Origin of the sequence: Vibrio viridaestus (assembly GCF_003856525.1) — a bacterium.
In the GTDB taxonomy this organism is placed as follows: domain Bacteria; phylum Pseudomonadota; class Gammaproteobacteria; order Enterobacterales; family Vibrionaceae; genus Vibrio; species Vibrio viridaestus.
In genome coordinates this window covers 790,154-815,094 of the sequence record NZ_RJVQ01000001.1, presented here as the reverse complement: position 1 = coordinate 815,094, position 24,941 = coordinate 790,154, and the positions used below count along the sequence as shown (strand labels likewise).

Sequence of the window (24,941 nt, the reverse complement as noted above, 5' to 3'; positions counted from 1 at the left end):
CTTACATAAGTCTAGACGATGAAGAGGCAATATCAAATTATGGTTGTACCAAATATCAATTTATGGTTGTAAATATCAATTTATGGTTGTTTCAACAACAAGATAAAAATTCCCCGTCTACTTATCCTTGCCGTAGACTTGGTTTTCCTGCTCGCGAACGCGGATAAATGTGGTGCGTTTTGTCAGCTCGCGTAGCTCAGAAGCCCCGACATACGTACATGTGGAACGAACACCACCCATAATATCTTGAATAGTATTTTCTACGCTTCCACGGTACGGCAACAACACTGTTTTACCTTCGGCTGCGCGATATTTCGCGACACCGCCGGAGTGTTTATCCATAGCAGACTGGGACGACATGCCGTAGAACTTAACGAAAGTTTCACCGCCTTCGACAACAAGCTCACCACCAGATTCTTTATGGCCAGCAAGCATTCCACCCAACATAACGAAGTCTGCACCACCACCAAATGCTTTAGATACATCACCAGGGCAAGTACAACCTCCATCACCAATGATTCTGCCGCCCATACCGTGGGCCGCATCCGCACACTCAATGATTGCAGAGAGTTGTGGATATCCGACCCCAGTTTTAACTCGTGTCGTACATACCGATCCGGGTCCGATACCGACTTTGACGATATCAGCTCCGGCAAGGATAAGCTCTTCAACCATATCACCCGTAACAACATTACCAGCAGAAATTACTTTGTCTGGGAAGGCTTCCCTAACTTTGGCTACATACTCAACAAGGTGTTCAGAATATCCATTGGCAATATCAATGCAGATAAAGGTCAGCGCATCATTCATTGCCATAATAGACTGAGTTTTTGCGAAATCGGCGTCTGACGTACCTGTCGATACCATCATATGTTTGAGTACATTTTTGCTCGCAGAAGTGACATACGCTTGCCATTGTTCAACAGTATAATGCTTGTGTACTGCAGTCATCACATCATGTTGGGCTAGAGCAGAGGCCATTTCAAAGCTTCCAACGGAATCCATATTGGCAGCAATAATAGGTACTCCAGACCATTGACGACCGCTATTCTTAAAGGTAAACTCGCGGGTTAAATTAACTTGAGAACGGCTTTTGAGGGTTGAACGTTTCGGGCGAAACAGCACATCTTTAAAACCTAACTTAAGTTCTTGTTCGATACGCATACTGCATAATCCTTAGCTTTCCATCTTTCATATGGTTTGTGTGATATGTGAAGAATAGGTTGGCAGACCTTGACTTCAAATTTCGGACACAAAAAAACCGGAGCGTTGGCAGACGCTCCGGTTTTCAGCATTATAGGGTGTGATTTATTTTCAGCAAGACTGATATTTGAAATTTTTTTGTGATACCATTTGGTAGTATATACCCGCTAAAAACCTTTCACCCAAAGCATTAATTGAAAAATAAAGCATTAAAAATCAACATCTTATAAAAAACACCCATCCCAACAGTATATATTTTCACCACCTCTAGTATTCCTTTGCTAAGCTTAAAGAACCCCCTTTTAAACCCAAGCAGAACTCATGTTCACGGAGAGCTTGATGCGCTACATTTTTGTGTTGTTTTTAATGACTGCATACACAAACGTTGCCTTCGGTGCTGACGATAGAGGTTTTTTTTATCGCAGTTCTAGCCTCTCTACGATCGCAAGCCAACCACATCTCAATGACAGTGAGCAGTTGAATAGCAGTATTGGATATAACTGGAAAGTGTTGCCTAATCTTGGGTTTGATATCGGTTATATTGAAACAATCAACCACTCAGGAACAGCAGAGAATCCTGAGAATTACCATGGCATGTTTGGGGCGGCCCTCATTCAACAACGATTGAAACATTACGCTACCGTCTATGCCAGAGGGGGGCTAAACTGGATTCAGGAAAAAAATGGCAGCAATGCACCTGTCTCATTTAGTATGATTGATTCAGAACAATCGACGATAACGCCTTTTTTAAGCATTGGGGCAAATATTCCCTCTCCTATTCAGAGAAACCTAGAACTAAATGTGGAACTCTCCTACCAAAACTTGCAATTGGACGAACCTGACACCATTTTTTTAATGGGTGCCAAATACCGCTTTTAACGGACTCAACTTGGTGTTTAGCAATTTAAGATACATTTCCTTAAGTGATTAATTTCCAACATATATTCACTCACAATATTTGGGGTTTATTTTTATTTACAGGAAGTGTATCTATACAAACAAATTATTCTATTTTTAGGAGACGGTAATGATTAATGTCGCCTTTTTTAGCGCTAAATCTTACGACATCGCTTCATTTAACCACGTAGTGGATCAGAACCAAATCGATATTCAGTATCACGATTTTCGTCTAACTGAAACCACTGCGCAAATGGCTAAGGGTTGCTCTGTTGTATGCGCATTTGTAAACGACGATTTAAGTGAAAAAGTATTAACACAACTTTATAGCGGCGGCACTCGCTTGATAACAATGCGCTGTGCTGGATTTGACCGTGTCGATTTAGACGCCGCTAAAAAACTTGGAATGCAGGTAACTCGAGTACCAGCTTACTCTCCAGAGTCAGTGGCGGAGCACGCCGTAGGCTTGATGATGACGTTAAACAGACGTTTCCATAAAGCATATCAGCGTACACGCGATGCCAATTTTAATCTTGAAGGTTTGGTTGGCTTCAATTTTTATGGTCGTACAGCGGGAATCATAGGCACGGGTAAAATTGGTGTCGCGACCATGAGGATCCTCAAAGGACTGGGAATGGAACTGCTCTGTTTCGATCCTTATGAGAATCCAATAGCAAAAGAGCTGGGTGCGCAATATGTTAGCTTACATGAGTTATTCCAACGCAGTGACGTCATCACACTACATTGCCCAATGTCTAAAGAGAACTATCACTTATTGAATCAAAAGGCATTCGAACAGATGAAAGATGGCGTCATGATCATCAATACCAGTCGGGGTGAACTGGTTGATTCTGTAGCCGCTATAGAAGCCTTAAAACAAGGTCGAATTGGATCACTGGGCTTGGACGTTTATGAAGATGAGAAAGAGCTCTTCTTCCAAGATAAGTCCAATGATGTCATTGTCGACGATGTGTTTAGACGCCTATCGGCATGCCATAACGTACTCTTCACTGGTCATCAGGCGTTTTTGACCGAAGACGCTCTGCACAATATTGCGTCTACAACTCAGGAAAACATCCGCTGTTTTCATGAAGGCACGAAAAGCGGTAATGAGTTAGTTGACTAAACTGCGTAGATGAGGGAATAAGTCACTCGCGACTAATCCTCTTTCGCCGTAAGTCTTTGCGTTCTGGTCTGCCGCCAAACTGTGGGCCAGGACGCCAAGTTTAGTGGCTTCCAGCAAGTTATGACCTTGCGCGATAAATGCGGTTACAACTCCAGTCAGCACATCACCCATCCCGGCAGTTGCCATTCCTGGATTACCCGCACAACAAACGAAGGTCTGCTCTCCGTCACAGATCAATGTGCCAGCTCCCTTCAATACCACTACACCACCAAATTTGTGTTGCAGATCCTCAACGGCTTGGTAGCGGTCACGCTCCACATCCGCAACAGAGCAGCCAAGTAACTTAGCCGCCTCACCCGGATGAGGTGTAATGACTCGTTGTGCGTCATAAGTAGGCTGAGAAGCGAGAAAATACAACCCATCCGCATCAACCACTTTGGGTAATTCTGTATCGCTCACTCGGTTATATAATATTTGTGCCTGACTGTCTCGTCCCAAACCAGGCCCGATTGCCACAACGTTACACCAGTCGAGTCGATTGGCGATCACATCATTTTCATTCCAACCCGATGCCATTACTTCTGGCTGGGATACGATGATAGGCATCACATTATTGGGATGCGAAATAGTCGCGATCATGCCGATACCGGATTTAAGTGCGGCTGTTGATGCAAGGACTGAAGCCCCAGCCATACCAGCTCCACCGCCGATGATCACGCCCTTACCATGAGACCCTTTATGCGAGGATTGTGCGCGCTTACCTAACTCAGTCTTAAGCGAATTATTGTCGAGTACCCATGCGCTTGGAATATGCAAAGCGTCAAAAGTTTCTTCTACGCCTAAGCCAGCAAAGTGCAATTGACCAACATAGTCTCTGGCCTGCCCCGTTACCAGTCCTTGTTTGGCGCCGATAAATGTTACTGTATGTTCAGCTCTAATAGCCGTTCCTAAGACAACGCCAGTATCACTGCTTAATCCGGACGGGATATCAATTGCAATAACAGGCAATCGACTATCATTAATCAGATTAATAATCACTGCAGCGTTTTCACGCACATCGCCTGTTAATCCGGTACCCAAAATACCATCAATCACCACGTCAACGGTGTCGGGAATGAGACTATTTGGCGACTCAACCTGTCCACCACCTTGTACCCAATGCTCATAGGCTATCTGAGCATCACCAGTTAATTTTTTCGGTTCACCGAGCTGCCACACGGTCACATGAATTCCGACTGACTTCGCCAAATTAGCTACGATATAACCATCGCCACCGTTATTGCCGGAACCACAACAAACTAACCAATGTTCAGTACCTGGGTATTGGGCTATACCAATCGCAAACACCGCTTGCCCAGCTCTCTCCATTAGATAATACATTCGTAGCTCGTTGGCTTTTGCAGCCAACTTTTCTCCTGAGCGAACTTGTTCTGCGGTATATAGACGACGCGGCATAACCATAACAACAGCCTCACAACATTAAAGAGAGTAAAGAGTGGATGAGTTAACAGACCCATCCAAAATAATTTAGGAACGCAATGAAACCAGTGCTTCGGCAGTCGCGTCCTGAATAGAAAGGAAAATAGAGTTAATCTTCCCAGTCGGTGTACGCATTGGGTTCAACGTAACGTTCTGGTACATAAAGTCAGCCTGTTGAGTAACAGGACGGACGTTTCTACATTTAAAAAGATAAGGGCGTTGCTGCCAGGTAATAAAGCTACGACAACCCAAATCATAGACAGGTTTTGTTTTTAATTTAAACCATTCAGCATGGATTTCAGGAAATATCTCGAACAATGATTTATCAATAACATCGTGCGATTGCTTACCGCTATGATGGGTCATAAATCCATTCCAAACTTGAATATTGTAATCGCGATCAATCACAATCAATCCAAGATCGACATTCTGTACCATATCCACCATCCAGTGGAACTGTTCAAACTCTGCAGGAAGATTCATAACTAAAAGTCCTCCATAAGATACGAAAGCTTATTATCAAGAAGTGGTAAGGATTCATCGACGAACATAAACAGTAAATCACAGCGAATCGACGTCCCCTCAATGTTATAACTCACTTCAAATGTCATTGTCTTACTAAAAGAGCCAGCAGTACTTTCGATGACGGAATCGATAGATATATGTTGCCCTAATAGTACGGGGGAACTTTGGAAAAAGCGGACCTCTGCCTGCTCTCCCAAACCATTTAAAAATGACCCGACCAGAATATTCGATACGTCCATCAGAAGTTCAAGTTCTTCCAGTTCTTCACTATCGACCGGAACTTTCATTAATTTCTTGAGATCACTTACGCTGGAGTCACTCAGCAGTACCAGCGCTTCTCCGGCAATGCCTTCTCCACTAAAGCCCTGACAAACGCCTGAGACCTGAGAGTTTTCAGCGAGGTCACGAAGCGCCATATGTAACTCGCTGACTTCAAATATATTGACGTTCGGCAGAGGTAACTCAACAAACACATCGAAGTGTCGTGCTAATGCATCTGCCGCTCGGCCCATTGATACGTTAGCGACTTCCAGATAGATATCTCTACGTTTTACAATGGGGAGTTCAAAGGAAACCGGCGTTACTACCTTGGGCTGTGTCGGCGGTTCAATTATGTCTCGTAGCACTTGTTTAACAGTTTCGGCGTTCATCGGTTTTTGAATGAACGCTTTGGCACCGAGAGACATGACCCGCTCTTTCGCTTTGGGTTGAATATCGCCCGATACAACAACGACGGAGATATCCATACCTTGTTTTTTTATCTCCTCCAAAGTACCAAAACCATCCAGTTCAGGCATGGTAAGGTCGAGAAACATCAATTTGAATTGTTTTGCTTTTAACTGCTCTAGAGCATCAAGGCCGTGTACCGCAAAAGCAACATCAGCATTGAGACTTGGAGGAAGCGATCTCGCCATTTGTTTTCTGGCAAGTGACGAGTCATCACAAATAAGCACGGGAAGAGACATTCAATCACCCTTTGAAAAATCGAAAAGCTACTGACTATGGTCTCACATTTACGTCATTTTTTGTATAAGCAGAAAATAATTTCTAAAAAAGTCAGTAAGTTGGCCATATGGTCAGAATACCGAAACGCATAATCACAGCCAAAAAGAGTAAAGCAACACCCAAACGATAGAAGCGATATTCGTTAACTGTCATCGGAATTCTTTTAAACAGCATTAATGTTACACCTCTCCAGTCATGACTTCGTCTTCCATACTGCCAAACACTGACTAAAGTCAGAACGACACCTAAAACCAGAACACTTTTTTCCGCGATAATGAGAGCTAAATACATATTTATGACTCAACACCCTGATGAACATAGGCAAAGCGTAATAACTAGCCGAGGTAAATGCTCTAAAACTATAGTCTAATTTGATCAGAGTTGCGCACTCGCGCACGGTGAGAATATCGAATTTCGAGGAAACCAGAGTGGGGTAACAATTCACCAAGTTATTTGATCTTCAACCAAATTTTTCCTGAAACAATGAAATTTTTCAAAAAGTAACAATTTAAATTCGATATTTTGACTTTACTCGACCACTTTAATAAAAGATTCATTGACAAGAAATATCAATAATCTACTATGAGATTAGCTAGAAAGAAGTTCTTTGTATACAAATGCGTTTCGTTGGAATACTTGTTACTCCCCCGGTCGTGTGTACGCAATAGCAATCTACTTTTCCACGCTAGAAGCGCCGATATCGGCTTAATAAAATTTTGATAGGATATGTACTATGTCTAATACCGTAACAGGTACCGTAAAATGGTTCAACGAAACTAAAGGCTTCGGTTTCATTCAACAAGAAAACGGTCCAGACGTTTTCGCTCACTTCAGCGCAATCCAAGGTGACGGTTTCCGTACTCTTGCTGAGGGTCAAAAAGTTGAATTCGTTATCGCTCAAGGCCAAAAAGGTCCTCAAGCTGAAAACATCAAAGTACTTTAATTCTAATTAAGTACTAAAAGAATTTTAATAGCCAGCTTTAAGCTGGCTATTTTCATTTATGCCTGCGCAAAACGCTCTTCATAAAGTTCCATAAAGTCTTTTCGAATGTCCTGTTCGATCGTCAACGCCTTATCCGTTGGACAAAACAGCATGATATGAACGGTCTGCTCGCCATTGATGTTACTCTGAACTGAAATTTGTGCTTCTGGTCCGGGCAAGTCGACACCAACGTGCTTTTCAATCATGCCATTGTATCGTTTAGCAACATCAATGAAATGAGCGAAATGTTGATCGATCCGCTCATGCAAAAGTGGGAACAACGGGTAAAGGTTGACGAAGTCTCTTACGACGATATCAAACCCATGATAGACATATCGCTTCATGAAATTTAAGTTCTTTACTGGGAACGTAAAAAACATACTATTTGGCAACGTGGCGGTCTTACCTGTGTAATCGTACTTACCACGTGTTAGGTCAATTTCCTGAATAACTGTCGCCATCATATTGTATTCGATGACTTCACCACTTATCGCCCCCACTTCAATCCAATCACCGATACGAAATGAACGAGAACTGGCACGTTGTATCGAACCGGTAAAACACAGAATAATTTCTTTTGATGCCACAACAATGGCAACCGCAATCGCGGTGACTGAGAGAGCAAATTCGTTAATTTCTTCTTTCCAAAGAAAGAACATCAGAAGTAAAAGTAACGCAAAGCTGCCATTTTTGGTCCGTGACATCCATTTACGTTGTTTCTCCGTGATAAAAGCGGCTTCGCCACGAATCTGAGAAAGAACAATTCTACGGACGATAAACAGCACAAGCAGAATAACTACCGTTAATAGTGGCTTACTTCCCCAAACATATGTCCCAAAAGCCTCTAACTGACTCATAGTGTCTCACTTACTTATTGTTATTTAAAAAGGCCGGTGTGGCATGAATAATTCCGACCCTTTGATTCTAAAGTAAGTTTTGCAGAAAATGCACCCTCATCACTAAAACATCATCATATTGTTATGCTTTATTGCGTTCTATCACGTAATTGAGTTCATTGACTACAGGTAACGTAACGATGTCTTCTCGATAATCTTGACGATGACACTGACAGCTTTTTCCATCGCCTCGACAGTAATAAATTCGTGAATACCATGAAAATTATAGCCACCAGTAAATAGATTGGGACAAGGCAATCCCATGTATGAAAGTGTTGCCCCATCTGTTCCACCACGAATTGGACAAAGTTTTGGCTCAATATCGAGTTCAATCATTGCTGCCTTTGCCAACTCTATAATTTCAGGATGCGGCTCTATCATCTCTTTCATATTGTGGTAAGAATCTTCGATATCGATTTCAACTCTTCCATGTTTTAGGCCACGATTCATCTCATCGGCTTTATCTTGAATAAACTTTTTGCGTAATTCGAGTCCACCTTTATCGAAATCTCTTAAGATGTAGTGCAGTTCTGAATGGGCGATAGACATAATCGCTGAAGATAAATGATAGAACCCCTGATAACCTTCAGTTTGTTCTGGCGTTTCATCTTCTGGCATCATCAATTGAAATTTAGCGGCTAAGTTCATCGAGTTAACCAGTTTGTTCTTTGCCGCCCCGGGATGAACCGACACACCAAAGAACGACACTTTAGCGCTGGCCGCATTAAAATTTTCCATTTCAAGTTCACCCACCGCACCACCATCGACGGTATAGGCCCACTGAGCGCCAAACTTATCAATATCAAATAAGTCTGCTCCACGTCCAATTTCTTCATCTGGAGTGAATGCAATGCATACATCACCGTGGGCAACTTCAGGATGGCTAAGTAAATAACTTATCGCAGTAATAATCTCTGCTATCCCAGCCTTATCATCTGCACCAAGCAAGGTGTTCCCACTTGCCGTGATAATATTCTGTCCGTGAAGTTGATGTAGTTCTGGATAACGAATAGGCGACAGCACCTCATCTCCATTTCCCAGAGCAATGTCGCCCCCTTGGTAATTTTCTACAATTTGCGGCACAACGTGACGTCCACAAGCATCCGAAGATGTGTCCATATGAGCAATAAACCCGATTGCGGGGACATCATACTCGACATTAGAGGATAACTTAGCATAGACATACGAATGGTCAGAAATTGAAACGTCCTCTAACCCCATAGCAACGAGCTCTTCATAAATATGCTTCGCAAATTTTTTCTGACCAGAGCTACTTGGGCATGTGGACTTATAAGGATTAGATTGTGTTCCGAACTGTACGTAAGTTAAAAATCTCTCTACTAAGGACTTCATTATTATTCTCTATCTACTCTATAGCCTGATAATCATTCAATAGTACGCTTGCTTCTCAATATCGATTTGTCCCAAGTCAGCTTTTATACGGTAAATGTTGCGCGAAAAAATATTGCTAAGACCCATCGTCACAAGGAATGCCATATCGGCTCTGATTTTCATAGGGCGAATTTTGCAAAAGAGTAAATACTCAACTATTTTTAAAGGGTCTCAAAGTTCCCTTCGATAGAAACAAAAACGCGCCATTAAGCCTCTCGTTAAGACCTATTTATCGAGAGGCTTTTTTTATTGCGTTGCATGTGGCACAGTAAAACTAGAGACGACAATAAATTTGCCGAATTGAAACTCGTTAGCTTTTGCTTGGAGACCGGATGAAAACGCTCAGAATTGACATCATCGCTGATATTGTGTGTCCATGGAGTGAAATAGGCTACCGCCGCCTTACCTCAGCGATTGCCTCCCTGAACGAAAAAGTAAACATAGATATAAACTGGCAACCCTACGAACTGAATCCAACCCTTCCAGATAAAGGCGCGAATCTTTATCAACATACGAAAAAACAATACCACCTATCGGATACCGAGTTAACTAGCGTGACAAACAAGGTTAAACAATGGGCCGAAGAAGTTGGATTCGATATCGCATTTGACCATAACTTCATGCTTTTTAACTCGCGTAAAGCGCACCAATTAATGATGTGGTCTACTTTGGCACGCAATACGGAAACACTCAGAACTAAACTGGTTGAAGCCTACTTTTCTGATAACCTCGATATCAACAACGATGATGTGCTTAAAAGTCTCTGTAGGTCGATGAATGTGAATGATGCAGTAGTGGATTGCATCGTATCTGATAAAACTTGGGAGCAAGCGGTAATTTTAACTGAAAAGCAATGGCTAGATGCCGGCATAAATAAAACGCCAACGGTAATATTAGAGCAAAATAAAGTCATTTCTGGTGTGAGAAGTGAGGAAGAATACCAAAAGATTCTTCAGGAATTACTTCCCGAGCTTAAGCATATTCATTAAACGTTATTCAATACAAAAAAGGCCACTTTAAATTGAAGTAGCCTTATGGAATCTGAATTAATGGACGGGTCTGTCATTTTCGTTAAAAAACTGACTAAAATGTTCCTCTAACACTTCATCTGTTAACTTGCCTTCTGCTTCAAGTTGCTTCAACTTAGCAACAATGGCGCGTTGCTCTTCCATCGTCGGAAGTTTCACTTCTTCTTCTGCAGAATCATCGTCGATCATTTGTTCCAGTTCTTTTTCAAAATCGCTCATATTATCACCCACAATCTAGTTTGCTTTGCCGAAGTGTAACCAAGTCGAGTTATAGATTCCAGATCTCACTCAAATTGCATAGTAACGCACAATGAATTTCGCCGGAATAATTGACCAGTAAACTGATTAGTAAAGTTCGCTAATTTTATGATAAAAAAGGGGAACTTTTTTTATTAAAAGACTACTAAAAGGTGAATTACCGAGGAGAAGGTAGCTTATGCCAGTCGAAGCATTTTCACAGCTGAGAAGTTATTTAAACAGTCAAGTTGTTGGTCAGGAAGAACTTATCAAGCAAATCTTGGTAGCACTACTTGCTGATGGACATATTTTAGTCGAAGGTCCTCCAGGACTCGCAAAAACACGCGCGATAAAAACGTTAACGGGTTGTATTGAAGGTACGTTTCACCGAGTTCAGTTCACACCCGATTTGTTGCCAGCGGATCTAACAGGCACAGATATTTACCGTCCGGAAACGGGTGAGTTTAAATTCCAGCCAGGACCCATATTTCATTCGCTATTGCTCGCTGATGAGATTAACCGAGCCCCAGCAAAGGTTCAGGCTGCAATGTTAGAGGCCATGGCCGAAAAGCAAATTACAGCGGGACGCAAAACATACGCTCTTCCAAAACTATTTTTGGTCATGGCAACACAGAACCCGATTGAACAAGAGGGTACGTACCCGTTGCCTGAAGCTCAACTTGATCGATTTTTGCTGCACTTAAATGTCGATTACCCTGATGAGCAGAGTGAACTTGAGATTCTGCGTCTGAATAGAGGCGAAGCGTCAGGTGTTACAGCAGTAAAACCAGAGAAGATCACTCAGGAAACGATTTTCGCAGCTCGGGATCAAGTTCTTAATATTCACATGGCAGAAGCCGTTGAAAAGTATATTGTCCGTCTGGTTATGGCAACCAGAAAACCCAAAGACTACGATAATCAGCTCGCTCAGTGGATTGATTTAGGTGTCAGTCCTCGCGCAACTATCGCACTAGATCGCTGTGCTAGAGCCCATGCATGGATGGATGGCAGAGACTACGTATCACCCGAAGACGTACAAGCGATGGCCTTTCCTGTGTTAAGGCACCGATTACTTCTGAGCTACCACGCTCAAGCAGAGAATATTCATCCTAATCAGGTGATTAGCCACCTACTTTCTCTGGTAGGGAGCGCGTAACTTATGGCTCCATTAGATCTGCCCCTCTACAGCAATGGCGTTGAGTTGACCCTTGAAGAGCTTTTGACCTACAAGCAGCAGAGCATTGCTTGGATGCCACCGGCCAAAAGCCTTTGGTCTGTGATGACAGGTCAGCACCAGAGTCGACGCCTAGGACGAGGTATGGACTTCGCTGAAGTAAGGCAGTATCAAAGTGGGGACGATATAAGAGCAATAGACTGGCGAGTTACTGCCAGAACCGGTAAGCCGCATACAAAACTGTTCACAGAGGAACAACAAAAGCCTGTCGTGCTTTTCATCGATCTTTCGAATAGCATGCAATTTGGCTCAACTCTGATGTTGAAATCGGTTCAGGCAGCTCATATAGCAAGCCTAATCGCCTGGTTATCACAAGCAAATAAAGATCGTATTGGTGCAGTCGTCCACTTAGGAGAAGACGAAAGAGTCCTAAAACCAAAAGGCAGTACGAAAGGCGTATTGAATCTACTGCAAAATTTGGTCGAGTTACAAACCTTGGCTCTTCGTAATAATCAAAGTCAACAATCGTCTATAGAACAGTGGAACGTCAGTTTATCGACGCTCGTAAAAACAGTAAATAAGGGCAGCGAAGTCATCATAATTAGTGACTTTACAAACTATTCTCCAGAACAGGATATCTATTTTAGACGTCTAAAACAGCATAATGTTTTGCGTTTTGTTCATATTTCGGACCCACTGGAGGAGGGAAATACATCATTTAGAGGAATAGAAACGGTCACAGATTATTTTCAAACCCGATGGTTAAACTTTTCAGCGGATGCTACGCGCAATGGCATAAAAAAATCCTTTGATTCTCATAAGGATAGACTATTATTATTGTGTAGAAAATTGGGTATTCCTTACACCAATTTGACAACAAACACTAGCTTGCTGAAACAACTAATCGGAACCTTATAAATGTCACAATCTTTATCAAAATTGTTAGAGCTGAATCCCATTCACCTTCCCGATGCTCCCTCTTGGTGGCCTTTAGCATGGGGATGGCTCAGCCTGATAGGTGTCGTTTTTTTGGCGACCCTTATTGTGATACTTGTTATTCGTTGGCGAATAAAACGACTCATTCCTAAAAAGGCAGCGCTGAAGATGCTGACTGCTAAACACGGTAGGATGACGCCCTCTGATGCAATCGAACTCGTTCGGCAAGCCGCTTTTTGCTATTACTCCAGACAAGATATAGCCCATCTTACGGGCAATGACTGGTATTCCTTTCTTGATACACAATACGGTAAACCGCTGTTTGTGCCAGATGCAAATCTTTGGCAAGCCGTATTATATCAACACAAGAAAGTAGATAGTGGTGATGAAAGCCAAATGATTGAAAACTGTGTAGCATGGGTTGAAGAGTCTTTACCGCCGAAAAAAAACAGGAGATAACGGCGTTTTGACAAACATCGAATTTGAGTGGTGGTGGATGTTATTTCTTCTACCACTACCTATTGTGTTTCGCTGGCTAACCAAACCAGTAAAACCTAAGGCAGCAGTACGTTTAACCTACTTACCTCCAGATGAAGGGGCGATACAGTCCAAATCATTGCCAGTCGTAATCATCACGTCTCTCGTATGGTTGTGTCTTATTCTTGCTGCAGCTCGACCAGTCTGGTTCGGCGACCCGATTTCTGCTCAGCCCAAACACCGGGATATGATGCTAGTTGTCGATTTGTCCTATTCTATGAGCCAGAAAGACATGCAAGACGGAGATGATTACATCGACCGACTTTCAGCAGTAAAAAACGTCCTGAACGACTTTATTGATAAACGTAAAGGTGACCGCTTAGGCTTAGTATTATTTGCTGACCATGCCTATTTGCAAACCCCACTAACGTTCGATCGCAATACTGTTAAGCAGCAACTTGATCAAACTGTGTTGAAGCTGATTGGTAATAATACTGCAATTGGAGAGGGTATCGGATTAGCCACTAAGACATTTATCGATGGTAATGCACCTCAACGTGTCATGATTTTACTCAGTGATGGCAGTAATACAGCTGGTGTATTAGATCCTATAAAAGCCGCTGAAATTGCAAAAAAATACCACACAAAAATCTACACGATCGGTGTCGGTGCTGGAGAAATGCTCGTCCAAGACTTCTTTATGACTCGCAAAATCAATACAGCCGCCGATCTCGATGAAAAAACACTGATGAAAATAGCGAAAATTACTGGCGGTCAATATTTCAGAGCTCGCAACAAGAAAGAACTTGAAACCATCTATGACACGATAAATAGCCTGCAACCAGTTCAGCAAGCTAAGCAAACATGGCGCCCTCAAGATGAATGGTTTCCTTATCCACTTGCGTTAGCCCTGTTCGGCTCTCTGATTTTATTGGTATTGAGGAGAAGTCATGTCTGATTTTCAATTTTTATATCCATATTGGTTACTGGCACTTCTGCCTATAGCTCTCATCATGGCTTGGTATACGTTTAAACCACAAAAACAGACCTTGATTGCACCACATCTAGCGAAAGCGTTGGGGGTAGAACGTACACAGGATATTTCGAAAAAGCTTCTCTTCATTGGTCTTAGCTTTTCAGTGGCTGTCATCGCTCTAGCTGGACCCAGCTTCGAAAAACAAGCGACGCCTACGTTCAGCAGTACAGCAGCGAGAGTCCTCATTATGGATATGTCTCGCTCAATGTATGCACGCGATAATAAGCCAAACAGGCTAACTCAAGCCCGTTACAAAGCGAAAGACCTTCTGGCTCGCTGGGAAGACGGTTACACGGGCTTGGTCGCTTATGCCGCTGATGCTTATACCGTATCACCATTAACGACGGATTCGGCCACTATTGAAAATCTGCTTCCTAGCCTTTCCCCTGAAATAATGCCCTACCCTGGCGCCAATGCAGCCAAAGGTGTAGCGCAGGCAATACAGTTGATGAAAGACAGTCAGGAAAGTCAGGGCTCTCTAATCCTGATAACCGACGACATTGATAAGCAAGAACTATCCGATATTGAATCTTTGCTCAAAGGCAGTCGTTGGAACCTTATCATCCTCGGTATGGGTTCAACATCCGGAGCTCCGATCCCAAGTTCTGACGGCTCGTTGATGAGGGATAATCAAGGCTCAACGATTATTGCAAAATCAAACTTCAGTACAATGAAGCAATTAGCCGACGCTGTTGGTGGTACTTTTGTACCACTAAGCGTGAGTAATCAAGACGTACAAACTATCGTTGAGAAAAGTAAAACGTTGCTTTCTACCGGAAAAAGACAGCAGCAGACCATCAGTGACCGCATCAATAATGGTTACTGGTTACTTCCCTTTCTTCTTATTCCAGCCCTTACTCTATTTCGTAAAGGACTGATTTTTTCACTGTTATTCATGCTTACATTGAGTGCACCGACAACCAAAGTCATGGCATCACCATGGCTCAATAGTGACCAAGCTGCAAAGCAATCATTTGATGCAAAAAACTATGATCAGGCGGCAGGCCAGTTCTCAGATCCTGCGTGGAAAGGGACCGCTTATTACAAAGCGGGGAAATATAAACAAGCCGCTGAAAGCTTTTCAGGTATAAAAAATCCGAGTGAAGACGTTCAGTACAATCTTGCAAATGCTTTAGCTAAATCGGGAGACTTACAGGCGGCCATAAAAGGCTATGAGAACATTCTCAGTAAAAACCCGAATAATGCTGATGCTAAACATAACTTAGAGGTTGTGAAAAAAGCATTACAACAGCAACAGCAACAGCAACAGCAACAGCAACAGCAACAGCAACAGCAACAGCAACAGCAACAGCAACAAAATTCTCAAGGTTCAGAGAATAAAAACAAGAAGAATTCCGATCGCTCACAATCAGATTCATCAAACAATAATTCTGCGGATAAAAAACAATCGCAGAATCCAGATAAACAATCTGAAAATAAAAAAAATGATAAGCCATCCTCATCTCAACAAGATAAGAGTAATCAACCAGAAAAGGCCAAAAGCTCCCAAGAGAATGAGAAAAAATCGGATTCTAAGTCAACTGACGATGGTGAGACTCAACCTAAACCAACCCAGTCCTCGGATAATCAACAAGCGTCGGCGACGAGAGACGAACAAATGGATAAAAATAAAGCGGCTGACCCAGAGCTCAGGAAACTCGAACAAGTGGAAAATGCCCGAGATCCTAGCCGCCTTTTAAGAGCACAGTTGCTGCTTCAAGCAAAACGAAAATCACCACCAGAAAATAACGGAAAAGAGTGGTAATACCTATGAGAACAGTACTTAATACACTCATATTAGCGTTAGCATTATTAACATCATGGACTGGGTACGCGCGTACAACGGCGACAGTCAGTCAGAATCAAGTAACGCAAAATGAAGTATTTCAACTTACTATTTCTACCGATCAGGACGTTGATAGAGATGCTGTGGATTTTAAACAATTAAAATCGCAGTTTATGGTCAGTCAACCTAGCTTTGGGCACTCAATCAGCATCATAAATGGTAGCCGGAGTAATAAGTCCGAATGGAGAGTGACTCTTGCAACAAATCAACTTGGTGTAGTCACTATTCCAAGCTTTCAAATCAAGGGAGAAAAGACACAACCTGTTGCTATTCAGGTGGTAAAGGACGTCTCATCTCCTAAGACAAAAGATCTGGTACAAATACAAACGCATATCGATAAATCCACTCTCTATCCTAACGAGAGTACATTGATGCACGTGAAACTCATCATCAAAGCCGATACTCGCGCGATGCAAGATCCAAAGATAACACCACCATCAGCCGACGGTGTTAGTTTGGAAGCGGCAAGCGAACCCGATCAGTCGCAAGAAGTGATCAATGGAATCAGTGCAACGGTGCTCACTCAGAGCTTTAGAATCACCGCGACGAACCCAGGGAAACACTCAGTAAAAGAGCCTCAGTTCCAAAGCTCTATGTATTACCGTGATGTTCGTGGCAATACAAAAATATTACCACTCGTAACTCAACCTAAAACGTTTACTATCAACGTAATGGCCAAGCCACAACAATACCAAGGAACCTGGTTACCAACGTCCTCATTAAGCCTGACGGACGACTGGCTTGGTGTACATAATAAACCCATCTCAGATAACCCGATAAAACTCGACGTCGGTGACTCTCTAACTCGAATCATTCACTTGGAAGTCAATGGCGTTGGCCAGGATAGAATTCCAGATATTGCATTAAACTATCCGAAAAGCCTGCGAGTTTATCCAGAAAAACCAAGTTATAAAACACAACCCAATGGCAATATAGAAATGACGTTAAAACAGGTCATCATTGCTAGTGCGCCAGGCAAATATACGCTCCCAGGAGTAACGTTGAATTGGTGGGATACCACAGCGCAGAAGCAGCGTAAATCGTTTCTGCAGGCCAAGGACATCGTTGTGACAGGAAGTCCTGTAACTCAACCGCAAAAGCCGGAGCTTACAAAAGAGGCTCCAGTCCAAGAAAGTGCTGCACCAAAGATCATAACTAAGACAGTCACAGACTCAGGCTACTGGCCATATTTAACCGGTCTATTCGCCATTTTATGGTTACTGACCTTACTTCTTTTTATTCTAAAACTGAAAAAACAAGCTACCGCTAAAGAGTCGACTCTAGAGGAAAAAAATAAAGGGGATTCGCAACAGACAACATTTGATGCTCTAAAAGCTGCTATCAATGATAAGGATGGTATTAACATCCAGCGTCTTTATACTCTTTGGAAGTCGGAACAAGGCTATGTTAGTGAAGATGCTAAGGAATTAGACAGCGCGATAGCCGATCTTCTCGCACAACTGTATTCCCGGGATTCTTCAGCATACCAACCGGATAAGGTTCTATCCTTACTAAAGCAGTTTGCGAAAATGAAAAAGCACAAACGAGAGAAGAAATCCTTTAAACTGCCCAAGATGTAAAACTCAAACGGAGAGCAAAGAGGGTGAGATTAGCTATCGTTACTTTTAAATTAGTTATCGCGGTGATCATGCTACTTTGCTCTTTTCACCTCTATGCAGGCATCGATTTGGTGAAAGTCGATAAATCCAAACGCCGTATGTATCTAATCGACAACGGTTCAGTTGTGCGCGAATACCGAATAGCGCTTGGGAAAAACCCCAAAGGCCACAAACAGCGTGAAGGTGACAAAAAAACGCCAGAGGGACTTTACCAACTGGACTACACTATTACGAACTCTCAGTTCTACAAGGCTTTTCATATCAATTACCCCAACCGTTTTGATATTTTAAGTGCACGTAAGAGAGGCGTCTCTCCAGGAGGTGCTATCAGCGTACATGGATTAAAAAATGGAACTGAGCAAGATCCGCGTTTTATTCAAAGCTTCGACTGGACAAACGGCTGTATAGCAATCACAAACAAGGAAATGGATGAGTTTATCCAGCTTGTGAAACCGGGCACACCTATTGATATTGAATGGTAATTATCGTCCTTTCATATCGGCCTTATCCGCATACATCTTTTTATCAGCCTTCGCCAATAACTCTTTTACCGAAGTATTACCGTTGTATATCGAGTAACCAATACTCATAGAGATAGCCAGAGTAAAACCATTCCAAACCAATTCAGAATCACTCATGGCATATTTAAGCTTATCAATGACAACCTGAATCTCCTCTTCCTTAGAGACTCGGTGTAATAAAACAATAAATTCATCACCACCGAAGCGAGATACAACATCCGAAGCCCTCAGTACTTCAGTCAGTTTCTTCGAGACATACCTTAAAACTTCATCGCCCGCCTCATGACCGTAGGTATCATTAATCAATTTAAAATCGTTTAAATCCACACTCAATACAGCGAATTTTGAAGGAGATGCATCATTTTGATCGGCCAACCGCTCCAAGGTGTCCAACATAAAGCGTCGGTTTGGCAAACGGGTCAGCTCATCTTGATAAGAGGCCTTATGGATATCAGCATATCGCCGTACGAACAGTAGAATCAGTAGGTAAACAGCAATAAAGCTGGTAAAGCCGAAAACTCTTACCACCAATTTGAGTTGATTATAGTGGGAGGAATGTGTCAGCGTATCTTTGTATTGAACATAAATATTCCAAAGGCGATTAGGTATGTGTATCGGGAATGATAAGTCCGCATTTTCGATGGTTTGAGTATCCCCCCAAATCACGGAATTATTATTGTCGTCATTGATAGAGTATGAACGAATCGCCAGGTTTGCATGTTCAATGCTACTTACGCCGCTGTAGAGCAGCAAACGGTCATAATCCAAAACAACACTGACCAACCCCCAATACTGATTGTTATGAGGGTAATCAGTAAAAATGGGATAGCGTGCGATGAGAGCTTTTCCTCCCTGAACCAAATCAACGGGGCCTACAATGTAGATACTTTGTAGTTTTTTGGCCTGAAGCACTGATTTGTATTGCTCTGGAAGTGTTTTAAAATTGAGTCCTAAGGCTTTTTCATTACCTTTCAACGGGTAAATTTTTTCGATGACATCATTAGGCGCGAGACCGACATTTCTCACGTATGAGGCTCTTGCAAGCAACGACGAAGCAATTGAGTCCCAATTTTCGGTTGCGAACGCAGTATCGATAGTCACCAAAGTGGCTAAACTCTCGACTAAGTACGAATCACGATAAATCGCCGCTTCTAGGCGTGCGCGAACTAAAGCAACCTGATACCGGATTTCTTCTTTTTCTGATTTAACCTCAGTATCAGCAACAATATTAGCGGCAGTTTCTATTAACAGAAACGCCCCCAGCCAATAAATCAGACTCAGAGCGATAACCCATAATGATTTGGGTTTAAACAGTCTTTTTAGAAACATCGCGTCAGAGATTCCCTCTCACCTAAACTTGCTCAACCCTTTTGGGGTCTATTAAGTAACTTATCTATATAGTTATTATATTTATCAATTAAATAAAGAATAAAAGTCCTTTAAATGCAAGCTCTCCTGGCTTTTTTATCGCAAATTATGGAGTTATTCTCTTTTTAAAGGTTTGAGAACAGAGTCGACGCCCTCTATTTTCAGTGCAAGACAAAGCTGCATCAGTTGCCCCAGTTCACCATCAGGAAATTGGCCTTTACGTTCAAACCAGAGTAAATATTCTTCAGGAAGATCAATAAGTAAACGACCTGCATATTTACCAAATGGCATTTTTATTCGAGTGAGTTTAAGAAGGTTTTCTTGGTTTAGCATATTCGTGGATTACAATGAGTTATGGTCGATTTGTACCACTTCCTATAAAAGAACGCCAGTGAGACTCACTCTTTATAAGGTTCAATTCTAATTCCATCGATGACATAAGCCGTTTCACCTAATTCACGATTGACGGTTTCTGTCTTCAAAACGCCAACGACATACACGGTCTGCCAAAGCTCCTTGATTGGCGCGCCTTCGACAAAACGAACATCAACAATTTGATTCGGCGGCGGAGGTGGTACATGAATACAGGCACCAAAGTAAGGCACCAAAAGAAATTCCGTCACCACATTATTGTCGCCCTCCAACGGAATAACGAATCCGGGCATTCTTACTTTTTTGCCGTCTAGATCCTGCCGTACCCCCCCCAGTTTTTGCTGCGGAGGTGTATCACTGTCGTGATTTATGGCACTAGGTCGCGGTGTTGGTACTCTATTTCTTTCCTGTAGTGGAATAAGGTCCTGCCACTCCAGTGTAATAATGCCCTCTTTGTCTACTGTTTCTGCGCGAGCATCAAGACTGGCGAATAAGGCGAAAAGAAATAGCAATAAATAGGCGTGAAATTTCCTGTATATCATTACAACAGCATTACCATGTCATTATTTTGGAACAGTATTCTTATCCAACAACATGACAACTTAATGACATCTGGTCGTTACTTCAGATTCTGTGGAGATTAAATAAAGCTTCATGCAACGGTAATAAAAACGTCACTCATTTGCTTCGAAATATTAGCCATACAGTGGTACGAAAAACTAAAACGAAGATTATAAGTCGGAGAACATAGTGAAAAATAATAAATTAATACTGGCCAGTTCTATCCTACTGGCATTGGCTGGTTGTGGTTCAAATACGAATCAAATGACATCTGTTGACGCTCCACAGAAAAATGATGAATGGTATAAAGCGGCTCAACAGAAGATTGAACAAGCAAAAGCAAATAAACCAATCGATAAACGCGCTAAAAACGTCATTTTATTTGTCGGCGATGGTATGAGTATCGGAACCATTACGGCCTCGCGTATTTTTGAAGGACAACGTAAGGGAATGACTGGCGAAGAATATAAACTCAATATGGAAACGCTTCCTTACGTCGCTCTATCAAAAACCTATAACACAGATGCACAAACACCCGATTCAGCTGGTACCGCCTCAGCAATGGTTTCTGGAGTAAAAACCAAGCAAGGTATCATTAGTATCGATGACAATGTCCACCGTGGCTTCTGTAACACAGCGAAAGGACACGAAGTAAAAACGGCTTGGGAAATGGCGGCCGAAAAAGGTATGTCTGTTGGTGTTGTATCGACAGCTCGAATCACTCATGCAACACCCGCGACCACTTATGCTCACAGCGCAGATCGTGACTGGGAAAACGATTCGACGATGCCCAATATCGCGAAGAATCAGGGATGTGTTGATATCGCGCAGCAGCTAGTGAGTTTTGATGAAGGAAACGGCTTACAGGTTGTTTTCGGCGGTGGCCGCCGCGAATTTCTACCCACAACGGTAACGGATCCTGAAGGTAAGACAGGGAAACGTAAAGACGGACGTAATTTAATTCAGGAATGGGAACAACGCTATCCTGAAGGTCAATATGTCTATGATAAAAAAGGATTTGATCAACTCAATAGCGATACCAAAAGAGCCTTTGGCCTTTTTGAAAGCAGTCATATGAAATACGAAGCGGACCGTGGAAACGATGAGCCTTCAATCGCTGAAATGACGTCTAAAGCGATTGATATATTAAGCAAAAACAAAGATGGCTATATCTTGATGGTTGAAGCTGGACGTATCGACCACGCACACCATGATACCAACGCTTATCGCGCTTTCGCTGATACCGTTGCGTTTGATGAAGCAATTAAAGCGGCTATGGATAAAACCAATCAAGAAGATACATTAATTATTGTGACGGCTGACCACGCACACACCATGATTATGAATGGCTATTCGGATAGAGGGAACCCGATTCTGGGTTTATCTAAGAAAAATGGTCAGTACAATAAAGATGAGTTTGGTAAACGCTATACAACAATCAGCTATGGTAACGGTGTAAATGCAGTTAACGGTGCCAGAGAAAATCCGACTCAGGAACAGGTTTTGAGTCCAGATTATCATCAGCAAGCGTTAGTAAAATTTGCTTCAGAAACTCACTCAGGTGAAGACGTAGCAATTTTTGCGCGAGGCCCTGAAGCGTACCTTTTCCAAGGTGCTGTTGAACAAAATTATATATTCCACGTTATCAACGAAGCACTTGATCTGACCAAGTAATATAAACACTAACAAACTACGTTGGCTAAAGACAAAAACTCAGGATTTTCCTGAGTTTTTCATTTTTTTCATATTCATAGTTGGGCAAGCAATTGTTGACTCAACTCTATGTAACGATTAGCGTATTAGAGTCATAAAACTTACACATTTAGAAATAATGTCATTTGGGCTCAAAGGTGGAAATCATGTCGAACGTATATTTACTCGCGGAAATTGAAGCAAAGCCAGGACTGTCAGAGTCGTTATACACTCTTCTCACGACGCTGGTTACTGAATCACGTAAAGAGGAAGGTTGTATTACATACGAACTTCTTCAAGATATTGAAAAAGAAGAATTGTTTATCATGCGTGAAGAATGGAAAAGTGAACAAGCTTTGACAGAGCACCAGCAAACTCCTCATTTTCAATATTTTGTGACGACTGCTCAGGAACTTAACCTGCTTGATAAACTGGATGTAAAATCGTTCAAAATAGTCGCTTAGCAACTCAAACTGCCCATGGGTAAATGAATCAACCCATGGAGCAGTTGTTAACATTTAAATCGCGGATTGAACCTCTATTCTCCGTTTTTCTCTTCGAATAACCATAACACTCACCACCTGAATTCCTATTGCTGACAAGATAACCAAAGCCATACCCATCAAACTGAGAGTGTCAGCATGAGAAGGTGTGATAATGTCGCTCCACCAGCCAAAGGCGACGCATAGTTCGGTTAAAATAAAGGCCATAACCGGGGTTAACGTGATAACAGCACTAACCTGCACCGTTTCCCAATAGCGAAGTGCTTGAGCAAATGATCCGTACGCAATGACCGTATTGAGGCAACAAAATAACGCAATCCAGACCTCCGTCATATTCATAGTCAACAGCTGAGAAGGATGAGTTGCAGGTAGCATGACAACAGTAGCAAAGAGATAAATTCCCAAGAGAATATTAGACGAGTCGAGTTTGGCGAAAAGCGACTTCTGAGCCAATGCATACGCACTCCAACAAATCGCTGATACCAAAATAATCATAAATCCTGTCATCAGCTGATCCAGATTGCCCTGGTAATCACGATTAAATACAGGGTGGAAAAACACCATCAGACCGACTAGAAGAAGCGTAAAACATACCCATTGTAGAGGTGCTATCTTCTCTCGCAGAAAAAACATACCTCCTAACGCAAGAAACAAAGGGGCGACTTGCATACCAAGTTGAGCCGCTTCAGGTCTTAAGTAGGTAACCCCCCAAGCAAAGCAGGTGTAATTAATAATTAAAAAAACGCCAGCTAAACCTAATCGAAACCATTCCTGTTTAGATAAGTGTCGAAATTCATGGAGTCGTCCATGCACTCTTTGCCATCCGAGAACAATTACACCTGAAACAGCAAAACGAAGCCAAGTTAAAGTAATGGGATCAGCAAATCCGCCGGAAACTTTAAGGGCAATAGGAATAAGCCCCCAGAATAAAACCGTAGTACAGCTAAAAGCCAACCCATAAATAAAAAAGCGCATCGAACCTGCCACTGGAGCCTCTAAATTAATTGCAACTTAGTGAATATATTCATCATCTCATTCAATTCAAATAACATCCAATGCATAATACTACTAAGTGTTATGTGTATTCTGGATATCAATCATGCTTATCAGAGAACTACAACAAATCGATTTAAAAACTTTGTTTGGTCTGCTTTGTCTGCTGGAAGAGAGAAGCGTAAGTTTAGCAGCGCGAAGGATGTTCTTGAGTCAGTCCGCTATGAGTCGCTTATTACAAAAGCTCCGAGATGCGTTCGGTGATCCACTTTTTGTCAGAACCTCACACGGTATTCAACCGACGCCTAAGGCACTTGCATTGGAAGCTCCTGTAAGACAAATGCTCGAACAGATCACCGAGATGACCTGCGACCGGGTGTTTGATCCCCTCACCAGCGAACGCTCATTCCGCCTTCAAACTACCCATTATCAAGCTCAGGCATACGTCCCAACCATAGCTGAGCGATTTTACACGTTGGCACCCAATGCCTCACTAGAAACCAGTACAGTGACGGAAACCAGTCTGATTCACTCATCTGAGCACAACGTAGATGCCGTACTAGGTAGTGACTATATTCAACTTCCAAATAGCTTTGAACGTCGTCTTCTGGGTAAGGAACGCTTTTGCTGTATCATGTCTAATCAACACCCTCTGGCTCATAAAGATGAGATCACTCTTGATGATTACCTCACCTACAACCATGCGTTAGTCAACCTCGGCAGTTCACCTAAAGTGTTCGGAGATGAATACTTAGGAGAGCGTGCGAACCAACGACGTTTTACTTTTAGAACGCCCCACTTTCTCGCTGCACTTGCGGTAGTTGGAAAAACTCATCTGCTCTTAAGTTCAAGCCGCCTGCTCGCTAACAAATTTCAGCAACAATTTAATATTACAATCAAGGATCTCCCTTTTGATATTCCGGATACGCGATATTATTTATGCTGGCCCAAAAGAATGAACGATGATATTGGTGGTAAATGGCTTCGACAGCTTTGCAGTGAAGTCGTTTCTGATTTGATTCCTTATCCGGCTGAAAATTCGCTTCAAACTAGACCCATGAATAAGGAGTAAC

Annotated in this window: 26 protein-coding genes; 14 read left to right on the top strand and 12 right to left on the bottom strand. The window is 42.4% G+C overall.

The genetic code is table 11. From position 1 onward, the window contains the following. Window positions 1-117: 117 nt before the first annotated feature. Window positions 118-1,164 (bottom strand): GMP reductase, encoded by a 1,047-nt coding sequence (locus EES38_RS03640; RefSeq protein WP_124935796.1) that lies wholly within the window; start codon window positions 1,162-1,164, stop codon window positions 118-120. Between the two features lie 378 nt (window positions 1,165-1,542). On the opposite strand from EES38_RS03640, the gene EES38_RS03635 reads away from it, so the two are divergent. Together EES38_RS03635 and EES38_RS03630 are read left to right on the top strand one after the other, a co-directional pair. Beyond that, the gene (locus EES38_RS03635; protein WP_124935795.1) at window positions 1,543-2,082 is read left to right on the top strand and encodes a hypothetical protein; all 540 of its coding nucleotides are present in this window, start codon (window positions 1,543-1,545) and stop codon (window positions 2,080-2,082) included. A 148-nt stretch (window positions 2,083-2,230) separates the two neighbouring features. Beyond that, window positions 2,231-3,226 (top strand): 2-hydroxyacid dehydrogenase, encoded by a 996-nt coding sequence (locus EES38_RS03630; protein ID WP_124935794.1) that lies wholly within the window; start codon window positions 2,231-2,233, stop codon window positions 3,224-3,226. On the opposite strand, the gene EES38_RS03625 is transcribed toward EES38_RS03630, so the two are convergent. The 4 genes from EES38_RS03625 to EES38_RS03610 form a co-directional block, all read right to left on the bottom strand. After that, on the bottom strand, window positions 3,215-4,687 hold the full coding sequence (locus tag EES38_RS03625; RefSeq protein WP_124935793.1) for an NAD(P)H-hydrate dehydratase: 1,473 nt from the start codon (window positions 4,685-4,687) through the stop codon (window positions 3,215-3,217). The two genes, EES38_RS03630 and EES38_RS03625, sit on opposite strands and share 12 nt — an antisense overlap. 66 nt (window positions 4,688-4,753) lie before the next feature. After that, window positions 4,754-5,188: a PAS domain-containing protein gene (locus tag EES38_RS03620; RefSeq protein WP_124935792.1), complete on the bottom strand. Its 435-nt coding sequence runs from the start codon at window positions 5,186-5,188 to the stop codon at window positions 4,754-4,756. Between the two features lie 2 nt (window positions 5,189-5,190). After that, the gene (locus EES38_RS03615; RefSeq protein ID WP_124935791.1) at window positions 5,191-6,195 is read right to left on the bottom strand and encodes a response regulator; all 1,005 of its coding nucleotides are present in this window, start codon (window positions 6,193-6,195) and stop codon (window positions 5,191-5,193) included. 91 nt (window positions 6,196-6,286) lie between these two features. After that, window positions 6,287-6,526: a hypothetical protein gene (locus EES38_RS03610; protein WP_124935790.1), complete on the bottom strand. Its 240-nt coding sequence runs from the start codon at window positions 6,524-6,526 to the stop codon at window positions 6,287-6,289. Window positions 6,527-6,968: 442 nt separating this feature from the next. Here EES38_RS03610 and EES38_RS03605 point away from each other — a divergent pair, with 442 nt between their 5' ends. Continuing rightward, on the top strand, window positions 6,969-7,178 hold the full coding sequence (locus EES38_RS03605; protein ID WP_124935789.1) for a cold-shock protein: 210 nt from the start codon (window positions 6,969-6,971) through the stop codon (window positions 7,176-7,178). Window positions 7,179-7,234: 56 nt separating this feature from the next. Here the strand turns inward: EES38_RS03605 and EES38_RS03600 are convergent, their stop codons facing one another. Both EES38_RS03600 and pepT read right to left on the bottom strand, forming a co-directional pair. Further along, window positions 7,235-8,074 carry a mechanosensitive ion channel family protein gene (locus tag EES38_RS03600; RefSeq protein ID WP_124935788.1) on the bottom strand — a complete coding sequence of 280 codons (840 nt, stop codon included), beginning with the start codon at window positions 8,072-8,074 and terminating at the stop codon, window positions 7,235-7,237. Between the two features lie 162 nt (window positions 8,075-8,236). Continuing rightward, the gene (gene pepT, locus EES38_RS03595; RefSeq protein ID WP_124935787.1) at window positions 8,237-9,466 is read right to left on the bottom strand and encodes a peptidase T; all 1,230 of its coding nucleotides are present in this window, start codon (window positions 9,464-9,466) and stop codon (window positions 8,237-8,239) included. 371 nt (window positions 9,467-9,837) lie between these two features. Between pepT and EES38_RS03590 the strand changes: the two genes are divergently transcribed. Further along, complete coding sequence (locus tag EES38_RS03590; protein ID WP_124935786.1) at window positions 9,838-10,494, top strand: DsbA family protein; 657 nt, start codon at window positions 9,838-9,840, stop codon at window positions 10,492-10,494. Between the two features lie 57 nt (window positions 10,495-10,551). On the opposite strand, the gene EES38_RS03585 is transcribed toward EES38_RS03590, so the two are convergent. Next, window positions 10,552-10,752, bottom strand: a complete 201-nt coding sequence (locus tag EES38_RS03585; protein WP_124935785.1) for a restriction endonuclease subunit S — start codon at window positions 10,750-10,752, stop codon at window positions 10,552-10,554. A gap of 217 nt (window positions 10,753-10,969) precedes the next feature. Here EES38_RS03585 and EES38_RS03580 point away from each other — a divergent pair, with 217 nt between their 5' ends. The 7 genes from EES38_RS03580 to EES38_RS03550 all read left to right on the top strand — a co-directional run bounded on the left by EES38_RS03580 (window position 10,970) and on the right by EES38_RS03550 (window position 18,340). Next, complete coding sequence (locus EES38_RS03580; RefSeq protein WP_124935784.1) at window positions 10,970-11,926, top strand: AAA family ATPase; 957 nt, start codon at window positions 10,970-10,972, stop codon at window positions 11,924-11,926. 3 nt (window positions 11,927-11,929) lie between these two features. After that, complete coding sequence (locus tag EES38_RS03575; RefSeq protein WP_124935783.1) at window positions 11,930-12,862, top strand: DUF58 domain-containing protein; 933 nt, start codon at window positions 11,930-11,932, stop codon at window positions 12,860-12,862. Beyond that, the gene (locus EES38_RS03570; RefSeq protein ID WP_124935782.1) at window positions 12,863-13,339 is read left to right on the top strand and encodes a DUF4381 domain-containing protein; all 477 of its coding nucleotides are present in this window, start codon (window positions 12,863-12,865) and stop codon (window positions 13,337-13,339) included. Window positions 13,340-13,346: 7 nt separating this feature from the next. Next, window positions 13,347-14,315 (top strand): vWA domain-containing protein, encoded by a 969-nt coding sequence (locus EES38_RS03565; protein WP_124935781.1) that lies wholly within the window; start codon window positions 13,347-13,349, stop codon window positions 14,313-14,315. Beyond that, window positions 14,308-16,158 carry a VWA domain-containing protein gene (locus EES38_RS03560; RefSeq protein WP_124935780.1) on the top strand — a complete coding sequence of 617 codons (1,851 nt, stop codon included), beginning with the start codon at window positions 14,308-14,310 and terminating at the stop codon, window positions 16,156-16,158. The genes EES38_RS03565 and EES38_RS03560 overlap by 8 nt, the downstream gene beginning before the upstream one ends. A 5-nt stretch (window positions 16,159-16,163) precedes the next feature. Then, the gene (locus EES38_RS03555) at window positions 16,164-17,819 is read left to right on the top strand and encodes a BatD family protein (RefSeq protein ID WP_124935779.1); all 1,656 of its coding nucleotides are present in this window, start codon (window positions 16,164-16,166) and stop codon (window positions 17,817-17,819) included. Window positions 17,820-17,887: 68 nt separating this feature from the next. Beyond that, window positions 17,888-18,340: a L,D-transpeptidase family protein gene (locus tag EES38_RS03550; RefSeq protein ID WP_124935856.1), complete on the top strand. Its 453-nt coding sequence runs from the start codon at window positions 17,888-17,890 to the stop codon at window positions 18,338-18,340. Here the strand turns inward: EES38_RS03550 and EES38_RS03545 are convergent, their stop codons facing one another. From EES38_RS03545 to EES38_RS03535, 3 genes are all read right to left on the bottom strand, one after another. Next, on the bottom strand, window positions 18,341-19,708 hold the full coding sequence (locus EES38_RS03545) for a diguanylate cyclase (protein ID WP_124935778.1): 1,368 nt from the start codon (window positions 19,706-19,708) through the stop codon (window positions 18,341-18,343). A 153-nt stretch (window positions 19,709-19,861) separates the two neighbouring features. After that, on the bottom strand, window positions 19,862-20,080 hold the full coding sequence (locus EES38_RS03540) for a DUF3820 family protein (protein WP_124935777.1): 219 nt from the start codon (window positions 20,078-20,080) through the stop codon (window positions 19,862-19,864). Between the two features lie 65 nt (window positions 20,081-20,145). After that, window positions 20,146-20,658 carry a DUF3299 domain-containing protein gene (locus EES38_RS03535; protein WP_439333236.1) on the bottom strand — a complete coding sequence of 171 codons (513 nt, stop codon included), beginning with the start codon at window positions 20,656-20,658 and terminating at the stop codon, window positions 20,146-20,148. Between the two features lie 211 nt (window positions 20,659-20,869). Between EES38_RS03535 and EES38_RS03530 the strand changes: the two genes are divergently transcribed. Together EES38_RS03530 and EES38_RS03525 are read left to right on the top strand one after the other, a co-directional pair. After that, on the top strand, window positions 20,870-22,354 hold the full coding sequence (locus EES38_RS03530) for an alkaline phosphatase family protein (protein WP_243694140.1): 1,485 nt from the start codon (window positions 20,870-20,872) through the stop codon (window positions 22,352-22,354). Between the two features lie 185 nt (window positions 22,355-22,539). After that, complete coding sequence (locus tag EES38_RS03525; protein WP_124935775.1) at window positions 22,540-22,836, top strand: putative quinol monooxygenase; 297 nt, start codon at window positions 22,540-22,542, stop codon at window positions 22,834-22,836. Between the two features lie 54 nt (window positions 22,837-22,890). Here the strand turns inward: EES38_RS03525 and EES38_RS03520 are convergent, their stop codons facing one another. Beyond that, window positions 22,891-23,862, bottom strand: a complete 972-nt coding sequence (locus tag EES38_RS03520; protein ID WP_124935774.1) for a DMT family transporter — start codon at window positions 23,860-23,862, stop codon at window positions 22,891-22,893. Between the two features lie 112 nt (window positions 23,863-23,974). Here EES38_RS03520 and EES38_RS03515 point away from each other — a divergent pair, with 112 nt between their 5' ends. After that, a complete protein-coding gene (locus EES38_RS03515; RefSeq protein ID WP_124935773.1) occupies window positions 23,975-24,940 on the top strand; it encodes a LysR family transcriptional regulator in 966 nt (321 codons plus the stop codon). Window position 24,941: the final 1 nt, after the last annotated feature.

Coding starts and splice junctions, on each gene's coding strand:
- EES38_RS03640 (WP_124935796.1), bottom strand. CDS start 1,164: ATGCGTATCGAACAAGAACTTAAGTTAGGTTTTAAAGATGTGCTGTTT.
- EES38_RS03635 (WP_124935795.1), top strand. CDS start 1,543: ATGCGCTACATTTTTGTGTTGTTTTTAATGACTGCATACACAAACGTT.
- EES38_RS03630 (WP_124935794.1), top strand. CDS start 2,231: ATGATTAATGTCGCCTTTTTTAGCGCTAAATCTTACGACATCGCTTCA.
- EES38_RS03625 (WP_124935793.1), bottom strand. CDS start 4,687: ATGGTTATGCCGCGTCGTCTATATACCGCAGAACAAGTTCGCTCAGGA.
- EES38_RS03620 (WP_124935792.1), bottom strand. CDS start 5,188: ATGAATCTTCCTGCAGAGTTTGAACAGTTCCACTGGATGGTGGATATG.
- EES38_RS03615 (WP_124935791.1), bottom strand. CDS start 6,195: ATGTCTCTTCCCGTGCTTATTTGTGATGACTCGTCACTTGCCAGAAAA.
- EES38_RS03610 (WP_124935790.1), bottom strand. CDS start 6,526: ATGTATTTAGCTCTCATTATCGCGGAAAAAAGTGTTCTGGTTTTAGGT.
- EES38_RS03605 (WP_124935789.1), top strand. CDS start 6,969: ATGTCTAATACCGTAACAGGTACCGTAAAATGGTTCAACGAAACTAAA.
- EES38_RS03600 (WP_124935788.1), bottom strand. CDS start 8,074: ATGAGTCAGTTAGAGGCTTTTGGGACATATGTTTGGGGAAGTAAGCCA.
- pepT (WP_124935787.1), bottom strand. CDS start 9,466: ATGAAGTCCTTAGTAGAGAGATTTTTAACTTACGTACAGTTCGGAACA.
- EES38_RS03590 (WP_124935786.1), top strand. CDS start 9,838: ATGAAAACGCTCAGAATTGACATCATCGCTGATATTGTGTGTCCATGG.
- EES38_RS03585 (WP_124935785.1), bottom strand. CDS start 10,752: ATGAGCGATTTTGAAAAAGAACTGGAACAAATGATCGACGATGATTCT.
- EES38_RS03580 (WP_124935784.1), top strand. CDS start 10,970: ATGCCAGTCGAAGCATTTTCACAGCTGAGAAGTTATTTAAACAGTCAA.
- EES38_RS03575 (WP_124935783.1), top strand. CDS start 11,930: ATGGCTCCATTAGATCTGCCCCTCTACAGCAATGGCGTTGAGTTGACC.
- EES38_RS03570 (WP_124935782.1), top strand. CDS start 12,863: ATGTCACAATCTTTATCAAAATTGTTAGAGCTGAATCCCATTCACCTT.
- EES38_RS03560 (WP_124935780.1), top strand. CDS start 14,308: ATGTCTGATTTTCAATTTTTATATCCATATTGGTTACTGGCACTTCTG.
- EES38_RS03555 (WP_124935779.1), top strand. CDS start 16,164: ATGAGAACAGTACTTAATACACTCATATTAGCGTTAGCATTATTAACA.
- EES38_RS03550 (WP_124935856.1), top strand. CDS start 17,888: ATGCTACTTTGCTCTTTTCACCTCTATGCAGGCATCGATTTGGTGAAA.
- EES38_RS03545 (WP_124935778.1), bottom strand. CDS start 19,708: ATGTTTCTAAAAAGACTGTTTAAACCCAAATCATTATGGGTTATCGCT.
- EES38_RS03540 (WP_124935777.1), bottom strand. CDS start 20,080: ATGCTAAACCAAGAAAACCTTCTTAAACTCACTCGAATAAAAATGCCA.
- EES38_RS03525 (WP_124935775.1), top strand. CDS start 22,540: ATGTCGAACGTATATTTACTCGCGGAAATTGAAGCAAAGCCAGGACTG.
- EES38_RS03515 (WP_124935773.1), top strand. CDS start 23,975: ATGCTTATCAGAGAACTACAACAAATCGATTTAAAAACTTTGTTTGGT.